This window comes from Erythrobacter dokdonensis DSW-74, assembly GCF_001677335.1.
Lineage (GTDB): Bacteria > Pseudomonadota > Alphaproteobacteria > Sphingomonadales > Sphingomonadaceae > Erythrobacter > Erythrobacter dokdonensis.
Genome location: NZ_LZYB01000002.1, coordinates 278,655 through 298,739 on the forward strand (window position 1 = coordinate 278,655; position 20,085 = coordinate 298,739).

Genomic DNA, 20,085 nt, shown 5'->3' on the forward strand with positions numbered 1-20,085 from the left:
GGGTGACTCGGAACTAGACCGGTCTCGCCCGGATGTAACATGTGCCCTCATGCAGATCGCGCTTCTCTACGGAAAAGCCAGCAAGTTCGAATAGAGCTTGGAGTTGGTCAGGACTAATGAATCCGTAGAAGGAAGTGCCTCTGAGGTGATCGATGATGATGCCATCTCGAAACTGTCGCGCGTTGTGCATTGCCGCCATACGGGTGAAATCGGAATTTCTGTACTGCACGCAGGAAAAAATCTCACCATCCCGGCGAAGTTTTCTTCGAATCCTTCGCAGAATTTCAATACGAATTTTGGGTATTGGTATGATCTGCAGTACATTTAGTAAAAACGCACGATCAAACTCATCTGAAAGTTCAATAAACTCTTTTGTATTTATCGCTCTAACACTATTTTTTGCCTCTACGATGTCCTTTATCGAACACGTCTTTTCATGCAATTTCTGTTCGCGCTCAATTTGCACTAAAGAATCGACGACTGTTAGTTGATTCGTAGTCTGCAGAATTTCTGTCAAATATCGTAATTTGCCGGTTCCATAGTCGACCGTATTTTCAACCGGAGCTAGTTCAGAAATCAGACCCAGAAGAAATTTGTTCTTTTGGGCTACTGGCTTTGCGGCATTTTCCGAACGAATAATGCCGTATTTCGGTATCCTATAGCGCATTTATCACCTTGCGAACGGAGGCTTTGGCGTCCGGATCGTGTGCGATCTGTTCGATTTGCGCTCTCGCGGTGCTCGACAGTCTTGGCCACTGCTGGCGCATTGCAAACGCCGCGACGGGGCATATGGCAATCACTGCGGCTGCAGGTAGCCACATTTGAAAGGAAATAAAAATCAACGAGAAAACGAGGCACAAAAATATGAGTTCTTCGAGTACCCAAAAATTACTCCAAAGCCAAAGCGCTTGATGTATATCGTGCTTGTCAACGACAGTATTATCTTTGGTTGAGGATGCAAACCTATAAAAAATCTGCCTCATCGTCGGATTTCTGTTTCTTTTGAATTTTAAGATTTTGCTTTCGCTCGGATTGATCCCGACCAATCGAGCGAGAGGCACGAAAATATAGTTCGTGTCGAATTTTTCTCGTATTTTTATTGGCTTTTGTATCTGATCGTGAATTTGGAAATAGTAAAAACTGAAGGCTGTTAATAAAGATGTGATTATTGTTGGCACATGAATCCATCGAAGCTCCTCTGGAAGTGCTTCTCTGGGTAGAAGATTTAAAAAGGAATCTTCAAAAATTCGATCAAATTTAGGGTTCTGTCTGAGAACGTAGATTAAAATTGTGGCTTCCCAGAACGTGAATCCGGCGAGTTTTTGCAGCATTTCGGCATAGTTATTGGGTCTAGCGAAAAGTGGGACAACAGCCTTTATAAGATTTGTCACGGCTCATGGCTCCCATCGCGCTCTAAGGTCCCAACTCTGACATAGGGAGGTGCGTCCGTCACGAGTTTTCCGCGCCCTTTCAACCCCTTTCCTACACCCCACCCCCTCAGTCATCCTCCCGCGATGACCCGCACCCCGTCCCCCCGTTCGCCCAGCAGCGCGGCCAAGCTTCGCGCTGTTCCTGACACCCCTGAAACGCCCCGTGGCCGACGCCATGATGGCTGGACCCGCGAAAAGCAGGTCGCTTTCCTGCGCCAGCTCTCCGCCACGCATTCGGTCTCGGAAGCCGCGCGGTCGGTGGGGATGAGCCGGCAATCGGCCTATCAGCTCCGATCACGCCTCAAGGGCCAGCCCTTCGATCTGGCGTGGGAGGTGGCGTTTCACCATTCCTATGATGTGCTCGCCCACACCGCGCTCGAACGGGCCTTGAACGGCGTCGAGGTGCCGGTGTTCTTTCAGGGCGAGCAGGTCGGCTCCTACCGCCGGTTTGACGAGCGGCTGACGGTCGCGCTGCTGTCGCGCTTTACCATGGGCGGCAATCCCGCCTTCGGCCGCCTAGGGCCGATGGCCGAGCGCCACGCCCGCGATTTCGAGGCGCTGCTGGCAAAGCTGGAAGCGGGCGAGGCGGTGGCAACCGGTGCGCTTTCTCCGCAAGACCCGGACGAGTTCGCAGCCTTGCGCGGCGGCTTCGGGGCTGCGGAACAGGGGGGCTTCCCCTGTCCGTCAAGCATGAGCGATGACGAATTAATGGATGTATTACAGGAACATGGCTGGGAAGGCGATGCTTGACAGGTTGTCAAGTTTGTCAAGTTACGCGGCGCGCTCGATGCGGTTGCGGCCGGCTTGCTTGGCGGCATAGAGCGCGGTGTCGGCGCGGGTGATCATGCGGTCTGCCGGCTCTCCTGCAAGGCGCTCGGCGAGGCCGAAGCTTGCGGTCATTTGCCACGGGCCGGCCGAAACGATCAGCGGGGTCTGCGCCACCGCGACCCGCACCGCCTCGATCCGCGCGGCAAAGGCGGGGAAGTCGGCATCGCGGGCAGCGATCAGGAATTCCTCGCCGCCGATGCGCGCCACCAGCCACTCGGCAGGGAGCAGCTTCCGGAGCATCGCGGCAAAGTGGACGAGGCTGGCATCGCCCGCGTCATGGCCGAGCCGGTCGTTGACCCTCTTGAAGAAATCGATGTCGGCAATCGCCAGCGCGATCCTGTCGGGTGTTCCGGCCCATTGTTCCAGCCGGGCCAGCGCCGCACGGCGGTTCGCCAGTCCGGTCAGCGGATCCTGGTGGGCCATCCGTTCAAGCTCGCGGCGCGAGGCGTCGAGCCTCAGGGTCAGGGCCGCGATCCACGCAAAGGCGAGGCTTGCCACCACCAGCGGGATCGCCACCGCGGCAACCATCGTGCCTGCATAGTCGATCGTGCCGAACATCGTGAAAGACAGATGCGCGAACATGGCCGAGGCGATGACCGACGCGCCAACCACCAGCAGGTCGGTCCGCCAGAGGTGGCGGCGCAGGGCACCGGGGGTGCGGGGGGCAAGGGGGGTGAACATTGCAACATCAGGTTAGCAGCGGACCTGTCGCGATTGTCTTAACGCCGGTCTAGGAGCCCGCGATTAGGAGAACCCTCTCTTCCGTGCTAGAGGCACGGTTGCTGACGTCGAAATTTGCGACGGACTTCGAACTTTGCGCTCCGCCGCCTGGGCTCTGGCCCCCCGGCGTTAACCAGACGACGACTTCCTTTCATCGGACGATTTGACGCACTTCCCGCCCGCATGTCGCAGGCGGGCAACGACATGTTCTTGAAAGGAACACACCATGAGCAAGACCGGAACCGTGAAGTTCTTCAACAGCGACAAGGGCTATGGCTTCATCCAGCCCGACGATGGTTCGTCCGACAGCTTCGTCCACATCACCGCCGTTCAGGCAGCGGGCATGGCGACGCTCGATAAGGACCAGCGCCTGAACTACGAACTGGAGCGCGGGCGCAACGGCAAGGAAAGCGCCGTGAACCTTTCGGCCGCCGACTGAGCGAGGATACCGGGGCAGGACGGCGCAAGGGTGCCGTCCTGCTCCACCCCTAGCCGCCTTCCCCTCTCTCTTACGGCAAGGACATTCCCCATGGCCCAGACCTACGAATTCTATTGCGAACGCGCGGACGAGGCGGCGGCGCTCGCCGATGCGGCGACGCTCGAGAATGTCCGTGAGCGTGAACTGCGCTCGGAAAAGACCTGGCGAGGCCTTGCCGAACAGGCCCGCAAGACCGCGATCCAGCGCGAAAAGGCCGAGCGTGAGCGGGCCGGGAAACGCGCTGCCGAAGCCGAAGAGGCGCTCGCCCGCGACGACTGATCGCCGCTGCCGATTTCGGCTGGAAACCTCCTGCGTCTCTCCCCATATTGAATGGTGCAACAGAACCATAACAAGCGCGAGGAGGAGAGCCCCATGGCAATGCAGTTCCAGTTCAATACCGACAGTTCGGTGATGGGCACGGAAAACGTGGCGGAGCGGATCGAACAGCAGGTGCGCCACCGGCTGGCGCGGTTCGAGGACCGGCTCACCCGCATCGAGGTGCATGTGAGCGACGTCAACGGGCGCAAGCATGGCGCGGATGACAAGCATTGCATGATCGAGGCGCGCCCGCGTGGCGGTCGTCCGATCGGGGTGACGGGCAAGGCAGCCGATGTCGATGCCGCGGCGCGGATCGCAGCCAATACGCTCGCCGAACGGCTCGAGCGGGTGTTCGGCAAGGCCGAGCGGCACAAGCACGACCCCTCGCCCGACAAGGCGCTCTGACAGGGAAGGGGGCCTAACCGCCTCCGATCCCGCATTCGCCCAGCACCGCGTCGATCTGCTTGGCGACGCCGAAGAACCCGGCCTTGGCGTGTGGCCAGGTGGCACGGTGGAGCGGGGCGAGGAGGGTGGTAACGCGGCCCTGCCGCTGCAGCTCCGCCAGTCTGGGAGCAAGCGCATCGCGGGTCCATCCGGCAGGCAGCCATGGCAGCGCCACGCGTTCCACATCCGCTTCGGCGAGCAGCGCTTCGATCGGCTCTCCGGCGCGCCATTGCATCGACGGACACCCGAAGGCGGCAGCAGCCTCGGTCAGGCCGCTCTCCATCGCTCCCGCAGTGAACGCTCGCGCCGGCGAGCCTGTCACTCCTGGCGAACGCGCCTCGGGACGGGTTGCGCCGATCACCAGAGCAGGACGCGCCGGGAGGATAAGCGGCGCGTGATGCGCTGCCTCGTCGTGTAGCAGCAGGGCGAAAGGCTGGGCGAGATCGGCAGTGGTAACAGGGGGCGGCAGGTCGGGCAGGCGGCGCGGATGTTCGACCGGCTCGGTCATCGGCGCGGCGTTCTCTGCAAGCCCCTCGGCCGTCAGCGGGCCATCCGCGCGCCCGGCGGTGAAGCGTGCGATGTTGTCGGGCCGGGCGAGGTAGTGCTTGCCCTTGGTATGCAGCCCCGCCACCCAGCGCCACGACAACGTGTTCGATGCCGCATCGCCATCCATCAGGTGCCGCAGGAAGAAATCCGCACCCAGCTGCCAGTCGAGCTTGAGGGTGAAGATCCAGATGCTGGCAAACCACATCCGCGCATGATTGTGGAGGTAGCCGGTCTCCACCAACTCGCGCGCCCAAACGTCGAAAGCTTCTATGCCGGTGCGCCCTTCGGTGGCCTCTCCATAGGCGGTGCACAATCCGGCATTGCGCTCCAGTGCGGCCAGAGCATCGTCACGGCCGGCAAGGTAGCTTGTCCATATCGACGGGCGCTGTTCGAGATAGCCCTTGAAATAGATCCGCCAGAAGACCTCCGCGATGAACTTTTCGGCTGCGCGCGGGCTGTGCTGTTCGAGCACTGCGCAAAGCACTTCGGCCTCTCCCAGCAGCCCGGCGTGAAGCCATGGCGAGAGCTGCGAGACGTTGTCGCGCCCGCCCCGGGCAGGGCCATGGTCGTGATTGCGCTGCTCGGCATAGCTGCGCCCGGCGAGCGGCAGGAAGCTGGCGAGACGCTCAAGGCCGCGCGCGCGGGTCGGGTTCCAGTCCATGCGCGCCCAACCCCTTGGCCCGTGCATGGTTCCGTCCTATCCTCCGGCAAGGAGGAGAAACCGTCATGATCTGTCGCCCCTGCGCTCTTGCCGCGCTACTGCTTGCCCTGTCGGCCTGCACCTCCGGCAATGATGCAATCGATCCCGAGGGCAAGACCTTCGATGCGGTGGCAACGGATGAGGTGGTGACGCTTCTGGGCAACGAGCCGTTCTGGAACACGCGCATCGATGGTGATGAGGCGTTGTGGGCCACGCCGGAAAATCCGGATGGCACGCGCTTTGCCGTTAGCCGCTTTTCCGGGAACAACGGGCTGGGCTTTTCCGGGACCTTGGCGGGCGAGGCCTTCACCGCCACGCTCACGCCGGGCACCTGCAACGATACCATGAGCGACCGTAGCTATCCCTTCGTCGCCACTATCGCTTTGGGCGGTGAGACATTGGAAGGTTGCGGCTATACGGACAGGCAGCCGTTTACCGGCGATCCTGCGCCCTGAGGCGCTCTCAGAAGGGGGAGAAAGCCCATGTCCATCACCGGAGGCTGCCTGTGCGGCAAGGTGCGCTATTCCTGCGCCGCCGATCCGCTGCTTTGCGTCACCTGCCATTGCAAGAACTGTCAGCGCCAGGCGGGCAGCAGCCTGTCGGTGATCATCGGCGTACCCGAGGATGCGGTGAGCTTCGAGGGCGAACTTGCCACGTACAACGACACGGGCGACAGCGGCGCGACGGTACGGCGGCAGTTCTGCCCCAATTGCGGATCGCCGGTGTTCACCCGCGTCGAGAGCCCGCCGGGAATGATGTTCATCAAGGCCGGGACGCTGGACGATACCAGCATCCTGAAGCCCGCCTTCCACTGCTATACCAAGAGCAAGCAGGACTGGGTCGATCTGGGCGATATTCCCGGTTTCGAGACGGTACCCCAGGGGCTTTAGGCCCGGCTTTAGAACAGACCGGGTAACTCGCGCTGTGCAGGGGTGGGCCGGTCCGGCTGGAGCGGCTGGCGTTCCGGCAGGTCGAGACCGATCCGCATGCGCTGGCTCTGGGTCATTCCGGTTGCGCTGATATCCCCGGCAGCCGAACTGATTGCAGTGCACGAGCGTCCGGCAAGGAAATCAAGCGCTGCCGCGATCGAGGCTTCGCGGGGGTCGCCAAGCGGGCGCGAAAGGTCATCCCCTGCGCGGCAGGTATTGGGCACCACACTGGCCAGACCCGTGAAATATTCGCCCTCGTCATCGGCATTGACGGTCTGGAACGTCACCGCACGCACCCTGAGGTCGCAGGCGGCAAGGTCGAACCCGAACTGGCCGACCGGTTTGCCAAAGGTGTTCGCACCCACCAGCGCCATGTTGTTGCCGAGATAGGGGATCATCGAATTGGTCACCAGCTCGCTCGCCGATGCGCTTGCACCGGTCGTGATGAAGGCGATACGGGTCGGAGTGATCGCGTTGGCCTCGCTCCGGAACACGCGCGTCTGGTTGTCGCCCGCCTTCGATGCCCGCAGCACTGTCTTGCTCCATACCTGTCCGGTCAGGCCCTGTCCCATCAGGTCGCCCAAGGTGTCAGCAACGTCGACTAGGCCGCCGCCATTATATCTGAGGTCGATGATGAGCTCGCTCACACCCTCGGCACCGAACTGTCCGAAGGCATTGCGCAGCTGGTTGGCGGCATCGGCGACGATGAAGGTTCTGAGATTGAGATACCCGACCCGCTTGCCACCCTCGTTGATGATCAGGGCGCCATAGCGGTCCGAGATCGGATCGAGCGCGAAATCGGTCTTGGTGATGCTGCGCTCGATGGTCGGGCCGCTGGGCTGGGTGAAGCGCAGCACGCGGGTGGTGCCGGCGGTCGAGGGGCCAAGCGCGTTGATCACTGCCTGCGGTCCACCGCTTGACATCAGGCTGGAGACGCTTTGCAGGTTGGCGCTCGATGTGCCGATTGCGGTGATCTCGCTGCCCCGGTCGAGACCCGCTGCCAGGCCGTTGGCACCTTCATAGGCCTCGGTAACGAATACCCGGTTGGCCTGACTGTCGAAAAACAGACGGATGCCGAAGCCGGCGCTCGCGCCCGAATTGATCAGCGCGTTTTCCTCCGCGATCGAGGTTGCGAAGGTGAAGAAGCGGTCGCGGTTCTGAGCGCGCGCCGGGGCCACGCGGGCATCGAGATAATCGTTGAGGTCGTTGAAGGCCGCCGGGTTGGCGTTGGCAAGCAGGCTGGGGAACAGGTACCATTCGTTCAGCACGCTGTCGGCAAAATCCTGCTGAGCACGCAAGGAGCAAGCGGTGTTGGTTGGCGTCGGCGTGGGCGCGGGGGTCGGGTTTACGGCGACCGGGGGGGCTGATGAACCGCCCCCTCCGCAGCCAACGAGAGCACAGGCCAGAACAGCGCTAAGAGCGGTACGAGCAACTTTCATGGGGAGATGCGACTCCGGATAGTGATGGGTTGGAGCTGTGACTTGTCTGAAGTCCTCCGGATACGTCGTGGATGCAATGTCTGGCAACCGAGGGCAAGAACCTGCACGCGATCTGCCCAAAAATGGCCCGCCTACGTGTTATTTTTGCCTGCTTTTGCTGGGTTTTCCTCAGAAACCGGCGAAAACCCCTTTCCCGCGTCTCGTTTCTCGCCGCCGATGGGACTAGCAAAGGGGCGATGAAACGGCAGAATCATGACTGAATTTCCCGCCTGGCTTGCCTCGCATGTACCCGCGCCCGCCCGCCATCCCGGCCTTGCGGTGGCTGCGCTCGGCGCTGCACAGACGCTCGGGCGCGGTGGTTTTGCGCTGACCAGCCCGGCCTTCGGTGCGGGCGAGGAACTGGATGCCAGTTTCACTGCGGGGGAAGAGGATGCCGTGGCTCCGCCGCTCGAATGGAGCGCGCCGCCGCCCGGATCGCAGGAACTGGTGATCGTGGTGGAGGAAGCCTCGGCCAAGGGAGCGGACCCTGCGTGCCACTGGCTCGTGTGGGGCCTGGCCGGCCAGCGCGGCAAGCTGCTCGAGGGCGAGGTCCCGCCGCGCACCGGCAAAAACGCTTTCGGCAATTCCGAATGGTTGCTGCCCGACCCGCCCGAAGGCGAGACGCGCCACTACCTGTTCCAGATTTTCGCGACCGACCTGCCACTGGTGCTGATGCCGGGGGCAAGCCGCGCGGAACTGCTCGCATCATTGCAAGGGACAATTACAGCCTGCGCAGTGCTCCACGCCACTTTTACCGGTGGCACACAGGACGATGATGCGGACTGGGACGACGACGATTTTTGAGTAACCTGCCACAAGACAAGGGAGTAGATGATGGCTGGCACTACCAACGCACTGCAGAAGCCGGTGCAACTTTCCGGTGAACTCGAAGCGCTGATCGGCAAGGGTCCGATGACCCGCGCCCAGGTGACTTCGAAGGTCTGGGACTACATCAAGGCCAATGGCCTGCAGGACAGCAAGGACAAGCGTCAGATCAATCCTGACGCCAAGCTCGGCGCTGTGATCGGCAAGGACCAGATCTCGATGTTCAAGATGACGGCTGCGGTTTCCAAGCACCTCAGCTAAGCGGCCGGGCGCCTTTGCGGCGCCTTGTCACCAACACACATCAGCGGCGTGCGATCCGGTAGGGTCCGCGCCGCTTTTGTATGGGCGCTCCTTTCCAGCTGAGTGCGATCGCCCCGCTCTCGAGCAGCCTGTCGGCGGCGGCGTGGATAAGGTCCATCTGACCCCGCCAGTTGCCGTGTGGGCCGGCGAGACGCCGCGCTGCCTCGCTGGGGCAGATGGTTGTGCCTCGCGCGCGTTCGGCCAGCAGTGTCAGGATCGCTTCCTCGGCTGGGCTCAAGCCTGTGGCTCCCATCCTTCAGGCGCGAGTGTGAAGCCGGCAAAGTCGAACCCCGGCACCACCACGCAGGAGACAAGGGTATAGCCGTGTTGCGGCTCGCCGAAGGGACGGGCCGCCTGCCATTCGTCCTTCGCAACCAGTCCCTGCAATTGCTGGCCGGTTGCGATGTCCTTGCCTAGAGTGACCGTGCGCACCGGCCCGGCATCGCTCGCCGCAAGGCGCAATTCAAGCGGATCGCCCGCCTGCCACAGCCACAGTTCGGACGCATCGACCCGGTGCCAGTGCGAAGCCTCGCCCGCTCGCAGGAGAAAGATGATCGCCGTGCCGCCCGCGCGCCCGTCCGCGCCGGGTTCGCCGCGCCAGGTTTCCTTGTACCAGCCCCCTTCTGGGTGGGGGGCGAGGCCCAATTGTTCAATCATTGCAGCCGCGCTATCACCCATCAGCATATCCTTGCCTGTCTGTGCGGGCGCTCTAGCTTCGGGAACCTCGCCCATGCAACTTTTCGTCTCCTCGCGAACCGTGCTCGCCGCTGCGCTGATGCTGTCAGCCCCGCTCGCCGCGCAGCAGATCGATCCGGCCGAGGAGACAGCAAAGGCCGCGCTTGAAGTCGCGCCGGTGTTTGACGGGCACAATGACGTGCCCAACCAGCTGCGTTCGCGTCGCGCCAACCAGATCGCCACCTTCGATTTCACGGACACCACCGACACCGGCGAGGACCACCCAGAAGGCCGCGCGTTGCACACCGATCTCGCCCGGCTGAATGAGGGGAAGGTGGGAGCGCAGTTCTGGTCGGTCTACGTGCCCTCCAACCCCGAAGAGGCCGAGGCGGTGCAGCAGGTGATCGAGCAGATCGATGTCACACGGCGCCTGATCGCCCGATATCCGGGCGCATTGCGCTTCGCGACGACCGCTGACGAGGTCGAAACCGCCATGGGCGAGGGCAAGATCGCCTCCTTGCTGGGCATGGAGGGCGGCCACTCGATCGGATCGAGCCTTGCGGTGCTGCGCCAGCTTTACGCTCTGGGCGCGCGCTACATGACGCTCACGCATAACAGCAATACGCCCTGGGCCGATGCGGCCACCGACACGCCGGTGCATGGCGGCCTCAGTGACTTCGGCAAGGACGTGGTGCGCGAGATGAACCGGCTGGGGATGCTGGTCGATCTTTCCCATGTGAGCGAGGCGACCATGCTCGATGCCATCGACGTGGCCAAGGCACCGGTGATCTTCAGCCACTCCGGCGCGCGGGCGATCAACGGGCATCCGCGCAACGTGCCCGACAGCGTTCTCAGGCGCCTGCCCTATAATGGCGGCATCGTGATGGTCGTGGCGCTGCCCGGATTTCTCAACGAGGAACGCCGTCAGTGGAATGCGAGGCGCGAGGCCGAAGCAGCGCGGCTGAAGGCGCTGTTCCAGGGTCAGCCCGAAGCCGTTGCTGAGGCCATGGTAGCGTGGGACAAGGCGAACCCCGAACCTGCGACAACGATCGGACACATGGCCGACCATATCGACCACATCCGCGAGGTCGCGGGAGTGGAATCGATTGGCATCGGCGGGGATTTCGACGGGATGCCGACAGGGCCCGTCGGGTTCGAGGATGTGCGCGGCTACCCGGCTCTGTTCGCAGAGCTCGCTCGGCGCGGCTATTCGCAAGCCGAGTTGGAGATGATCGCGAGCCGCAACGCGATCAGGGTAATGCGCGCCGCCGAGGCCTATGCAGCGAGTGTGCGCGACATGCCGCCGATCGAGGCTCTGATCGGCCAGCCTGCGACGGCGCAGTAATCAGTGCGCCGCGCGGGCGAGCGCGGGTATGATCCACACGAGGCTCATCGCGATCACCGCGAAACCCAAGCTGAAGGCCAGTACATAGCGCAGGCCCGTGTTGCTGACTGCCCCGCGAGCAGCTTCGTCGCTGATCTGGGTTGACGTGTTCTGATCTGTCATTGCCGCTCTCCCCGTTGTTATTGCCGTAACGGAAAGACTTTCCGTTACGGCAATCAACGTCAGGGCGCGTGCAAGGTTCCGGTCAGTCTCTGAGCAACTCGTTGATGCCGGTTTTCGAACGGGTCTGCGCATCGACCGTCTTGACGATCACGGCACAGTACAGGCTCGGCCCCATCGTGCCGTCGGGCAGTTCCTTGCCGGGCATCGATCCGGGGACGACCACCGAATAGGGTGGCACCTCGCCGCGGTGGATCTCGCCGGTTTCGCGGTTCACGATCTTGGTCGAGGCGCCGAGATAGACCCCCATCGACAGAACGGCGCCTTCGCCCACGCGCACGCCTTCGGCGACCTCGGCACGGGCGCCGATGAAGGCATTATCACCGATGATGACGGGTTCGGCCTGCAGCGGTTCGAGCACCCCGCCGATTCCCGCGCCGCCCGAAATATGGACGTTCGCGCCGATCTGGGCACACGAACCGACGGTGGCCCAGGTGTCGATCATGGTGTTTTCGCCGACATAGGCACCGATGTTGACGAAGCTCGGCATCAGCACCGCACCCTTGCCGATGAAGCTGCCGCGCCGCACCACTGCGCCCGGTACCGCGCGAAAACCGGCCTCGCGAAAGCGGCTGTCGCCCCAGCCGGCAAATTTCAGCGGCACCTTGTCGAAGGCGGACTCGCCAGCGGCACCAAATTCCATCACGCGGTTGTCGTTGAGGCGGAAGGATAGCAGCACGGCCTTCTTGAGCCACTGGTTCACTTTCCAGCCCCCGTTCCCGTCCGGCTCGGCAACTCGAGCCTCGCCGCAGTCGAGCATGGCGAGGGCATCGCTTACCGCATGGCGCAGTTCGTTGGTGGAGGTGAGGTCAGCGCGGTTCTCCCAAGCCTCCTCAATGACGGGGATCAGGTTTTCACTCATGGTGTTTCTCCGGCGCGGATTGGACGTTTGCGCGCTGCTAGCCCCGCCGGACAGGCTCGGCAATGCCTAACCCTTCATCCCCGCCGCAAGTGCGAACTGGTAGGCCCGCTCGGCCAGCGGACGAACCCGCTCGCTCATGGCCTGTGCATGGGCGCTTGACGCGGTGCCGTCGATCACGCGCTTCTTGATGCCCTGCATGATCCCCGCAAGCCGGAACAGGTTATAGGCGAAATACCAGTCCATCGGCGGCACGGGGTATCCGGTGCGCGCGACGTAGCGTTCCACCGCTTCTTCCTGCGAGGGGATTCCAAGCGCTTCTATGTCCAGACCAAGCAGCCCGGCGCGGCCATCGGCCGGGTTGTGCCAGTTGAGCATCAGGTAGCTGAAATCGGCAATCGGATCGCCCAGCGTCGACAGTTCCCAGTCGAGCACCGCGATGATGCGGCTTTCCGTCTTGTGAAAGATGACATTGTCGAGCCGGTAATCGCCATGCACCACGCTCGATGCGTTCTGCGGTGGGATGGTTTCAGGCAGCCATGCGATCAGGCGCTCCATTTCCGGCATGTGCTCGGTTTCGGAGAGCTTGTACTGCTTGGTCCAGCGGGCGATCTGGCGGGCGCAGTAATCGGTCGGCTTGCCATAATCGCCCATGCCGATTTCCTGCGGATCGTTGCGGTGCAGATCGGCCATGGTGTCGATCAGCGCGTGGTAATGCGCGCGGCGTTCATCCGGGGTCATGCCCGGCAGCGCGCCGTTCCACAGCGAGCGGCCATCGGCGAGGCTCATCACGAAGAATTTCGAGCCGATCACATCCGGGTCTTCGCACAGGCCATAGGTGCGCGGCACGGGAAATCCGGTGGGATAAAGCCCGGTCATCGCCGCATATTCGCGGTCGACCGCATGCGCGCTGGGCAGCAGCTTGCCGAAGGGCTGGCGGCGCAGCACGTAGCTCGCGCCCGGCGTGTCGATCCGGTAGGTCGGGTTCGACTGGCCGCCCTTGAACTTGGTGTAGCTGATCGGGCCGGCGAAGCCTTCGACATTGGCTTCGAACCACCGCGTCAGGCTGTCGAGGTCAAGCGCGTCCTTCTCGGTCACTTCGACCGTGCCGACCATTTCCTTGTCGAAATCGATTTCGTTCGTTTCTGGCATCAGTCGAACACCACCACGCTGCGGGCCGAATGGCCGGCACGCATCTTGTTGAAGCCCTCGTTGACCTGTTCGAGCGGGATGCGTTCCGCGATGATCGTGTCGAGATCGAGCAGCCCGCGCAGGTAGAAATCGACGAGGCGTGGCAGGTCGACGGGGAAGTGGTTCATCCCCATCAGCGCGCCCATCAGCTTCTTGCCGCCGAGCAGATCGAAGGCCGACAGCCCGACCTTGCAGTCGAGCGGCATCATGCCGAGGATCACCGCCGTTCCGCCACGCTTGAGCGATGCTACCGCGAGATCGGCCGAGGCTTGCCGACCCACGGCCTCGATCCCCCAGTCGACCCCGCCGCCGGAGAGGGCGATAATCTGCTTGGCCGCATCTTCCGCGAGCGCATCAACCGTGTGGGTCGCGCCCAGAACCTGTGCCAGTTCACGCTTTTCGGGGAGCGGATCGGCGGCGATGATCTTGGCCGCACCCGCGATCTTTGCGGCGTTGATGACGGCAAGGCCGACCCCGCCGCAGCCGACCACCGCCACGGTTTCGCCCGGCGTGACCTTGCAGGCATTGAAGATCGTTCCCGCACCAGTCGTCACCGCACAGCCGAGCAACGCGGCGCGATCGAACGGCATGTCCTTGTCGATCGCGACGCAGGCATGCTCGTGAATCAGCATCTGTTCGCTCAGCGCCGACAGGTTGAGCATCTGGTTGACCGGCGAACCGTCGGCAAAGGCGATGCGCGATGCATCTCCCTTGGCGCGTCGGGTGTCGCCGCCCAGGCACAGCGCCATGCGACCGGTCACGCAGAACTCGCAGTGTCCACAGAAGGCCGAGAGGCACGAGACGACGTGATCGCCGGGCTTAACCGTTTTTACCTCCGAGCCGACCGCGCGCACCACGCCCGCCGCTTCGTGCCCCGGAATGCAGGGCAGGGCGTGGGGGTAGTGGCCGTCGATGAAGTGCAGGTCCGAATGGCACAGCCCGCAGGCCTTGGTGTCGATCAGCACTTCGTGCGGCGCCGGGTCAGCATAGGTGACCTCGGCGATGCGCAGGCCCTCGCCAGGTTGTTCAAGGATGGCGGCTTTTGCCATGAGCAAACTCCGTTCGCCCTGAGCCTGTCGAAGGGCCGTTCTTCCTTCGCAGCTCAGGATCAGAAAGAAAAACGGTGCTTCGACAAGCTCAGCACGAACGGCAGTTTGTTCGGTTCCTTAACGCGCCACGCCCACGTCGCCCGAGCTGAAGCTCTGGGCGTCGGTTGCACGGCCATGATCGCCGCGCAGGGCATTGGCGGTCGGGCCGGGGCGGGGTGCGTGCTTGGCGAACTCCATGTGCGCGATCGAGCGGGCGTGGACCTCGTCAGGCCCGTCGGCAAGGCGCAGCGTCCGCTGGTTGGCGTAAGAGCGCGCAAGGCCGTAATCCTCCGAAACGCCGCCGCCGCCATGCGCCTGGATCGCATCGTCGATGATCCGCAGAGCCATATTGGGGGCCTGCACCTTGATCATGGCGATTTCCTGCTTGGCAGCCTTGTTGCCGACCTTGTCCATCATGTCGGCGGCCTTGAGGCACAGCAGACGGGTCATGTCGATGTCGATCCGCGCGCGCGCCACGCGCTCTTCCCAGACCGAATGCTTGTAGACCGGTTTGCCGAACGCCTCGCGCTCCTGCAACCGGCGACACATCTTCTCCAGCGCCTCTTCCGCCGCGCCGATGGTGCGCATGCAGTGGTGGATGCGGCCCGGCCCCAGGCGCCCCTGCGCGATCTCGAAGCCGCGCCCTTCGCCCAGCAGCATGTTGGTGGCGGGCACGCGCACGTCCTTGAGTTCGATCTCCATGTGGCCGTGCGGCGCATCGTCATAGCCAAACACCGGAAGGTGCCGCAGGATATTCACCCCCGGTGCATCGAGCGGCATCAGCACCATCGATTGCTGTGCGTGGCGCTGCGCGGCGAAATCGGTTTTGCCCATGACAATCGCAACCTTGCAGCGCGGATCGCCTGCGCCCGAAGACCACCACTTGCGCCCGTTGATCACATATTCGTCGCCGTCCCGCTCGATCCGGGTCTCGATATTGGTCGCGTCCGAGGATGCGGTGTTGGGCTCGGTCATCAGGAAGGCCGAACGGATTTCGCCGTTCATCAGCGGGCGCAGCCATTGTTCCTTCTGTTCACGTGTGCCGTAGCGGTGGAACACTTCCATGTTGCCGGTATCGGGCGCGGAGCAGTTGAACACTTCGCTGGCCCAGCCGATGCGGCCCATTTCCTCGGCGCACAGGGCATATTCGAGGTTGGTGAGGCCCGGGCCTTCGAACTCGAAGCTGTCATCGACATGGTGATGGCTGTCGTTGCGCGGCGGCATGAACAGGTTCCAGATGCCCGCTTCCTTGGCGAGCTTCTTCTTGTCCTCGATCACCTGGATTACCTTCCAGCGATCGCCCTCCATGTCTTGCGCCTTGTAGGTGTCCATGTTGGGGCGCACATGGGCCTCGATGAAATCGCGCACGCGATTGCGCCAGTAGACCTGACGTTCGGTGGGTTCGAAATCCATGGGTGAAGTTCCTCTCTCGTCCTGAATGAAAACCGAATCTGGCTGTGACCGTGGCAGAGCGCGGGCGGCGCGCCAAGCTCTCAATTGTTGGGTACTGCGACCCCTTCCGGCTCTGCCGTTGCGGTGCCGCTGGCAGGGGTGGGCGCATTGCGGCGGTCGCGGGCGCGGCGCTCTGCCAGCCGGGCGACGCGCGCTTCGTGTTCGGCGCGGCTGATCGGAAAGCGCGCCAGCCACCACGCCGATATGGCGGCGAGCAGCAGCATCGCGCCGCCATAACAGATCACCAGATGCTCGACGACAGCCAGCGGCACCTCGCCGGGCTGGGCGTTGGTGGGCAATTGCGACAGGGCGATGATCTGGCCCGAGACGAAAATCCCCGCCCCGGTTGCGCATTTCTGCACCAGCCAGTTGCCCGAATAGAACGACCCTTCCGCGCGCCGTCCGGTGCGTTCTTCAAAGGCTTCGACGATCTCCGCGATCATCGAGGTGGCCGATACCAGCGATAGGATGCCGAGCGCGGTCGCGACCAGTGCGAAGGCGTAGAACAGCGCGGCTGACAGGTTGCTGCCCGGCTGCGGCCACAGCCCCGCCAGCAGCAGCACGAAGGGGATCATCCCGATTGCGGTGCCCACGATCATCCCCATCGCCGCGCTGCCCGCCTTGCCGAGCTTGCGGTGCAGCGGCGCGATCACCACGAACATCACCAGCACCGAGCCAAACAGCACCAGCGGGAAGAACATCAATTGCGCGCTGGTGAGCTGCCAGACGAACAGATTGATGTAATTGGTCATCGAGAAGTTCAGCCCCTGATGCACATAGGCCGCCAGCCCGCCAGCGGCGAAGATCAGGAAGGCGCGTTCCGAAAAGGCTTCGGTAATCTCGTGAAAGGCGCCCCTGATGGTGAAGGGCGCGGGGCGCGTTGCGGGGAGGCGGGCAACGATGGAATGCTGCCCGGCCGCAGAGCCGATCACCGAAGCCGCCATCAGCACCGCGCCGAAAATGCCGAAAACGAGATAGCCCTCGCGCTGTAACAGCCCCTCCGGCCCCGGCATGAAAACGGTATAGGCTAGGATCATCATGCCCAGCCCTCCGATCCACCCGCCCAGCGCACGGTAGCGGAACAGGGTGGTGCGCTCGTCGTAATCGGCGGTGATTTCCGGCACGAGGCTCGCCGAGGGCACCTCGCAGGCCGACAGCAGCACGCGCACCGCAATCGCAATGCCGACCAGGCCTGCAAAGCTCGGCGCTTCGCCTGTTGGCGGACTCCACAGCATGATCCAGGCAAAAGCGAGCGGGATGGGCGCCGCATAGAGCCACGGCAGGCGGCGGCCCCATCGGGTGTAGGTGCGGTCCGACAGGTTGCCCAGGATCGGATCGACGACCGCATCCACCAGCAGCGCGATCAGCAACGCAAGGCTGACCAGACCCGCGTCCATCCCGAGCACCTGATTGTAGAAAATCAGCAGGAAGAAGGAAAAGCCGTTGTCCTTAACTCCGAATGCCACCGCACCGAAGCCCTGCACGAGCTTGATGCGCATCGGCAGGCGGCCTTCGGTAAAGCTCACGCGGCGCTGCTCCGCGCTGGCGCGGGCCGTGCGAATCCGGTCACGTTTCTCTCCCTCTCTAGGCTGCGAATCCTAGGCCGATTGCACGATGCGTCAATTGCCTCGCGGCTGACGCTACGGCATCGCGGACCGCACGAAGAGCGCTTGCAGCGCCGCGCGAAATGCCACTAACGTAAGCGTCAAGTGAGAGTGACAAGAGAGGAGAGTCGGCTGATGTCCGATCTGGAAACATTCCGTGCCGAAACCCGCGCATGGCTTGAAGCCAACTGCCCGCCCGAAATGCGCGAGCCGGTGCGCGATGACGAGGACGTGTATTGGGGCGGTCGCCGCGCGACTTTCAAGAACGCGGCGCAAAAGGCATGGTTCGAGGCCTGCGTTGCCAAGGGCTATACCGTGCCGGCCTGGCCCAAGGAATATGGCGGGGCGGGGCTTTCGCCGGCAGAAGCCAAGGTGCTGCGCGAGGAAATGAGCCGCATCAACGCGCGCCCGCCGCTGTCGTCCTTCGGCATCTGGATGCTCGGCCCGGCGCTGCTGCAATTCGGCACCGAGGGGCAAAAAGCACGCTTCCTCAATGAAATCGCCCGCGGCGAAATCCGTTGGTGCCAGGGCTATTCGGAGCCCGGTTCGGGTTCCGACCTCGTCAGCTTGCAGACCTTTGGCGAAGACGAGGGCGATCACTGGGTCGTCAACGGCCAGAAGATCTGGACCTCCTATGCCGATCAGGCCGACTGGATCTTCTGCCTGGTCCGCACCGACAAGAACGACAAGTACAAGGGCATCACCTTCATGCTCTACGACATGGCGAGCGAAGGGGTGACCACCAAGCCGATCCTGCTGATCAGCGGCAACAGCCCGTTCTGCGAAACCTTCTTCGACAATGTGAAGGTGCCCAAGTCCTATGGCGAGGATTGCCCGGCTTATGTCGGCGAGGTCAATCGCGGCTGGGACGTGGCCAAGTACCTGCTCGGCCACGAACGCGAGATGATTTCCGGTGCAGGCGGCGGGGAACGCAGCGCAGCCATCGGCGCGATGATGAAGCGCCATGCGGCCAAGCTTGGCGATGATCTCGACCCGGTGCTGCGGGCAGAGCTTGCCATGTTCGATGTCGATGCGCTGGCCTATACCGCGATGGGCGAGAAGTTCCTCGACGAGATCAAGGTCGGCAAGGCGCACCCTGCGCAGCCGAACATGATGAAATATGTCGGCACCGAGCTGAACAAGCGTCGCCACGAACTGATGATGGCGGTCGGCGGCTCGCGCAGCCTCGAATGGGAGAGTGAGGAGACCGGCGGCGGCAAGCCTGCGCGCGGCTGGCTGCGCACCAAGGCGAACTCGATTGAAGGCGGCACCTCGGAAGTCATGCTCAACGTGATTTCCAAGCGCATCCTCGATCTGCCGGGGGCTTGACTTAGCAACACGCGCCTCCCCGGGCGTGACCCGGGGCCCCGCTTCTTGTGGCGGGGAAGAAGGAAGCGGGATCCCGGGTCACGCCCGGGAAGACGAAGAATGGGAGAGGGAAAACCAATGCCCCTGTATCACAACGAAGATCAGGCGATGCTGGCCGATACCGCGGCCGGTTTCATGGCCGAGGAAGGCAATATCGCCAAGCAACTGCGCCACTGGCGCGACCGCAACTGCAAGGATGGTTTCGGCCACGGCTTCTGGAAGCAGATGGCCGAAATGGGGTTTACCGGGATGCTGGTGGACGAGGCCGATGGCGGGCTGGGCATGGGCCATGTCGAGGCCGGAATCGTGCTGGAGGAAATCGGCCGCAACCTCACGCCTTCGCCCTTCCTCACCTCCTCGGTGCTGGCGGCGACGGCACTTAAGGCTGGTTCGGACGATTTGAAGGGCCGCTATCTGCCCGGCCTGATCGCAGGCGATGCCGTGTTCGCGGTGGCGATCGACGAGACCGCCAAGCACCGCCCCAGCCGCATCGCCACCCGCGCCGAGAAATCGGGCAATGGCTTCCGCCTCACCGGGTCCAAGAGCTTCGTCATTCACGGCGGCAGCGCCGACATGATCGTGGTCGCCGCGCGCACCTCCGGTTCGGATGAAGACGCTGACGGCATTACCTTGTTTGCCGTTCCGAAGGATGCCGCCGGCATGAGCCACGATTCGGTGCGCCTCGTGGATTCCTCGATGGCTACTCATACGAAGTTCGATGGTGTCGAACTTGATGGCGATGCGGTGATCGGAGAGATCGACGGCGGTCGTGTGGTGCTAGAGGCCATGCTGCTGGCAGGCCGGGTTGGCGCGGCAGCGGAAGGTGTCGGTGTTGCCCGCGGGGCGATGGACATGACCGTCGATTACCTCAAGCAGAGGAAGCAGTTCGGCAAGCTGATCGGCGAGTTCCAGGCATTGCAGCACCGCGCCAGCCATCTCTATTCGGAGGTCGAAATCGCTCGTGCGGTGACGATCAAGGCGCAGCAATTGCTCGATGCGGGCAGCGAGCAGGCCGACCTCATGGCCAGCGTCGCCAAGGCCAAGGTCGCCAGGGCCGCGCGGCTTGCGGTGCAGGAAGGCGTGCAGTTGCATGGCGGCATCGGCATGACCGACGAATACGACATCGGCCTCTACATGAAGCGCGACCGCGCGTTGGCTGAGTTCCTGGGCGATGCCTTCTTCCACGCCAACCGCGTGGCGCAGCTGAGCGGATATTGATCAAACTTGCTCCTCGTCATTGCGAGGAGCCGCAGGCGACGCGGCAATCCATGGATCACGCTCTCCGCGA

Annotated in this window: 24 protein-coding genes; 11 read left to right on the forward strand and 13 right to left on the reverse strand. The window is 63.0% G+C overall.

What is annotated here, in order from left to right; genetic code table 11:
- Window positions 1-13: 13 nt before the first annotated feature.
- Entirely contained in the window at window positions 14-667 is a 654-nt protein-coding gene (locus tag I603_RS14465; RefSeq protein WP_143736744.1) for a methyltransferase domain-containing protein, read from the reverse strand.
- Window positions 657-1,391 carry a hypothetical protein gene (locus I603_RS14470; RefSeq protein WP_143736743.1) on the reverse strand — a complete coding sequence of 245 codons (735 nt, stop codon included), beginning with the start codon at window positions 1,389-1,391 and terminating at the stop codon, window positions 657-659. The genes I603_RS14465 and I603_RS14470 overlap by 11 nt, the downstream gene beginning before the upstream one ends.
- Window positions 1,392-1,514: 123 nt before the next feature.
- Between I603_RS14470 and I603_RS05355 the strand changes: the two genes are divergently transcribed.
- The gene (locus tag I603_RS05355) at window positions 1,515-2,180 is read left to right on the forward strand and encodes a hypothetical protein (RefSeq protein WP_068862883.1); all 666 of its coding nucleotides are present in this window, start codon (window positions 1,515-1,517) and stop codon (window positions 2,178-2,180) included.
- A gap of 21 nt (window positions 2,181-2,201) precedes the next feature.
- Here the strand turns inward: I603_RS05355 and I603_RS05360 are convergent, their stop codons facing one another.
- On the reverse strand, window positions 2,202-2,939 hold the full coding sequence (locus I603_RS05360) for a GGDEF domain-containing protein (protein ID WP_068862884.1): 738 nt from the start codon (window positions 2,937-2,939) through the stop codon (window positions 2,202-2,204).
- Between the two features lie 265 nt (window positions 2,940-3,204).
- Between I603_RS05360 and I603_RS05365 the strand changes: the two genes are divergently transcribed.
- From I603_RS05365 to I603_RS05375, 3 genes are all read left to right on the forward strand, one after another.
- On the forward strand, window positions 3,205-3,417 hold the full coding sequence (locus I603_RS05365; protein ID WP_068862886.1) for a cold-shock protein: 213 nt from the start codon (window positions 3,205-3,207) through the stop codon (window positions 3,415-3,417).
- Window positions 3,418-3,507: 90 nt separating this feature from the next.
- On the forward strand, window positions 3,508-3,735 hold the full coding sequence (locus tag I603_RS05370) for a hypothetical protein (protein WP_068862888.1): 228 nt from the start codon (window positions 3,508-3,510) through the stop codon (window positions 3,733-3,735).
- 93 nt (window positions 3,736-3,828) lie between these two features.
- Window positions 3,829-4,179 (forward strand): HPF/RaiA family ribosome-associated protein, encoded by a 351-nt coding sequence (locus tag I603_RS05375; protein ID WP_232305254.1) that lies wholly within the window; start codon window positions 3,829-3,831, stop codon window positions 4,177-4,179.
- A gap of 13 nt (window positions 4,180-4,192) precedes the next feature.
- Here I603_RS05375 and I603_RS05380 read toward each other — a convergent pair whose 3' ends face one another.
- The gene (locus I603_RS05380; RefSeq protein WP_068862890.1) at window positions 4,193-5,425 is read right to left on the reverse strand and encodes an FAD-binding domain-containing protein; all 1,233 of its coding nucleotides are present in this window, start codon (window positions 5,423-5,425) and stop codon (window positions 4,193-4,195) included.
- 65 nt (window positions 5,426-5,490) lie between these two features.
- Here I603_RS05380 and I603_RS05385 point away from each other — a divergent pair, with 65 nt between their 5' ends.
- Both I603_RS05385 and I603_RS05390 read left to right on the forward strand, forming a co-directional pair.
- Entirely contained in the window at window positions 5,491-5,919 is a 429-nt protein-coding gene (locus I603_RS05385) for a COG3650 family protein (RefSeq protein ID WP_068862891.1), read from the forward strand.
- Between the two features lie 27 nt (window positions 5,920-5,946).
- On the forward strand, window positions 5,947-6,354 hold the full coding sequence (locus tag I603_RS05390) for a GFA family protein (RefSeq protein ID WP_068862893.1): 408 nt from the start codon (window positions 5,947-5,949) through the stop codon (window positions 6,352-6,354).
- Window positions 6,355-6,362: 8 nt separating this feature from the next.
- Here the strand turns inward: I603_RS05390 and I603_RS05395 are convergent, their stop codons facing one another.
- Window positions 6,363-7,661, reverse strand: a complete 1,299-nt coding sequence (locus I603_RS05395; RefSeq protein WP_324613986.1) for a S41 family peptidase — start codon at window positions 7,659-7,661, stop codon at window positions 6,363-6,365.
- Window positions 7,662-8,084: 423 nt separating this feature from the next.
- Between I603_RS05395 and I603_RS05400 the strand changes: the two genes are divergently transcribed.
- Together I603_RS05400 and I603_RS05405 are read left to right on the forward strand one after the other, a co-directional pair.
- Complete coding sequence (locus I603_RS05400; protein WP_068862897.1) at window positions 8,085-8,675, forward strand: YbhB/YbcL family Raf kinase inhibitor-like protein; 591 nt, start codon at window positions 8,085-8,087, stop codon at window positions 8,673-8,675.
- 30 nt (window positions 8,676-8,705) lie between these two features.
- Window positions 8,706-8,957, forward strand: a complete 252-nt coding sequence (locus I603_RS05405; RefSeq protein ID WP_068863310.1) for an SWIB/MDM2 domain-containing protein — start codon at window positions 8,706-8,708, stop codon at window positions 8,955-8,957.
- A 40-nt stretch (window positions 8,958-8,997) separates the two neighbouring features.
- On the opposite strand, the gene I603_RS05410 is transcribed toward I603_RS05405, so the two are convergent.
- Together I603_RS05410 and I603_RS05415 are read right to left on the reverse strand one after the other, a co-directional pair.
- Window positions 8,998-9,234, reverse strand: a complete 237-nt coding sequence (locus tag I603_RS05410) for a DUF3253 domain-containing protein (protein WP_232305255.1) — start codon at window positions 9,232-9,234, stop codon at window positions 8,998-9,000.
- Entirely contained in the window at window positions 9,231-9,674 is a 444-nt protein-coding gene (locus I603_RS05415) for a cupin domain-containing protein (RefSeq protein WP_084439916.1), read from the reverse strand. The genes I603_RS05410 and I603_RS05415 overlap by 4 nt, the downstream gene beginning before the upstream one ends.
- A gap of 52 nt (window positions 9,675-9,726) precedes the next feature.
- Between I603_RS05415 and I603_RS05420 the strand changes: the two genes are divergently transcribed.
- Complete coding sequence (locus tag I603_RS05420; protein WP_068862900.1) at window positions 9,727-11,016, forward strand: dipeptidase; 1,290 nt, start codon at window positions 9,727-9,729, stop codon at window positions 11,014-11,016.
- On the opposite strand, the gene I603_RS14475 is transcribed toward I603_RS05420, so the two are convergent.
- The 6 genes from I603_RS14475 to I603_RS05445 form a co-directional block, all read right to left on the reverse strand.
- Window positions 11,017-11,178 carry a hypothetical protein gene (locus I603_RS14475; RefSeq protein ID WP_157090860.1) on the reverse strand — a complete coding sequence of 54 codons (162 nt, stop codon included), beginning with the start codon at window positions 11,176-11,178 and terminating at the stop codon, window positions 11,017-11,019.
- Between the two features lie 82 nt (window positions 11,179-11,260).
- Window positions 11,261-12,097, reverse strand: a complete 837-nt coding sequence (gene dapD, locus I603_RS05425; RefSeq protein ID WP_068862902.1) for a 2,3,4,5-tetrahydropyridine-2,6-dicarboxylate N-succinyltransferase — start codon at window positions 12,095-12,097, stop codon at window positions 11,261-11,263.
- A 66-nt stretch (window positions 12,098-12,163) separates the two neighbouring features.
- Entirely contained in the window at window positions 12,164-13,246 is a 1,083-nt protein-coding gene (locus I603_RS05430; RefSeq protein ID WP_068862904.1) for a phosphotransferase family protein, read from the reverse strand.
- Window positions 13,246-14,334, reverse strand: a complete 1,089-nt coding sequence (locus tag I603_RS05435) for a zinc-binding dehydrogenase (RefSeq protein ID WP_068862906.1) — start codon at window positions 14,332-14,334, stop codon at window positions 13,246-13,248. The genes I603_RS05430 and I603_RS05435 overlap by 1 nt, the downstream gene beginning before the upstream one ends.
- Before the next feature lie 117 nt (window positions 14,335-14,451).
- Window positions 14,452-15,786 (reverse strand): acyl-CoA dehydrogenase family protein, encoded by a 1,335-nt coding sequence (locus I603_RS05440; RefSeq protein WP_068862908.1) that lies wholly within the window; start codon window positions 15,784-15,786, stop codon window positions 14,452-14,454.
- 80 nt (window positions 15,787-15,866) lie between these two features.
- Window positions 15,867-17,351 carry an MFS transporter gene (locus tag I603_RS05445; protein ID WP_084439873.1) on the reverse strand — a complete coding sequence of 495 codons (1,485 nt, stop codon included), beginning with the start codon at window positions 17,349-17,351 and terminating at the stop codon, window positions 15,867-15,869.
- 213 nt (window positions 17,352-17,564) lie between these two features.
- Here I603_RS05445 and I603_RS05450 point away from each other — a divergent pair, with 213 nt between their 5' ends.
- Window positions 17,565-18,758, forward strand: coding sequence for an acyl-CoA dehydrogenase family protein (locus tag I603_RS05450; RefSeq protein ID WP_068862910.1), 1,194 nt, complete (start codon window positions 17,565-17,567; stop codon window positions 18,756-18,758).
- Between the two features lie 117 nt (window positions 18,759-18,875).
- Window positions 18,876-20,015 carry an acyl-CoA dehydrogenase family protein gene (locus I603_RS05455; RefSeq protein WP_068862911.1) on the forward strand — a complete coding sequence of 380 codons (1,140 nt, stop codon included), beginning with the start codon at window positions 18,876-18,878 and terminating at the stop codon, window positions 20,013-20,015.
- The last annotated feature ends 70 nt before the right edge of the window (window positions 20,016-20,085 follow it).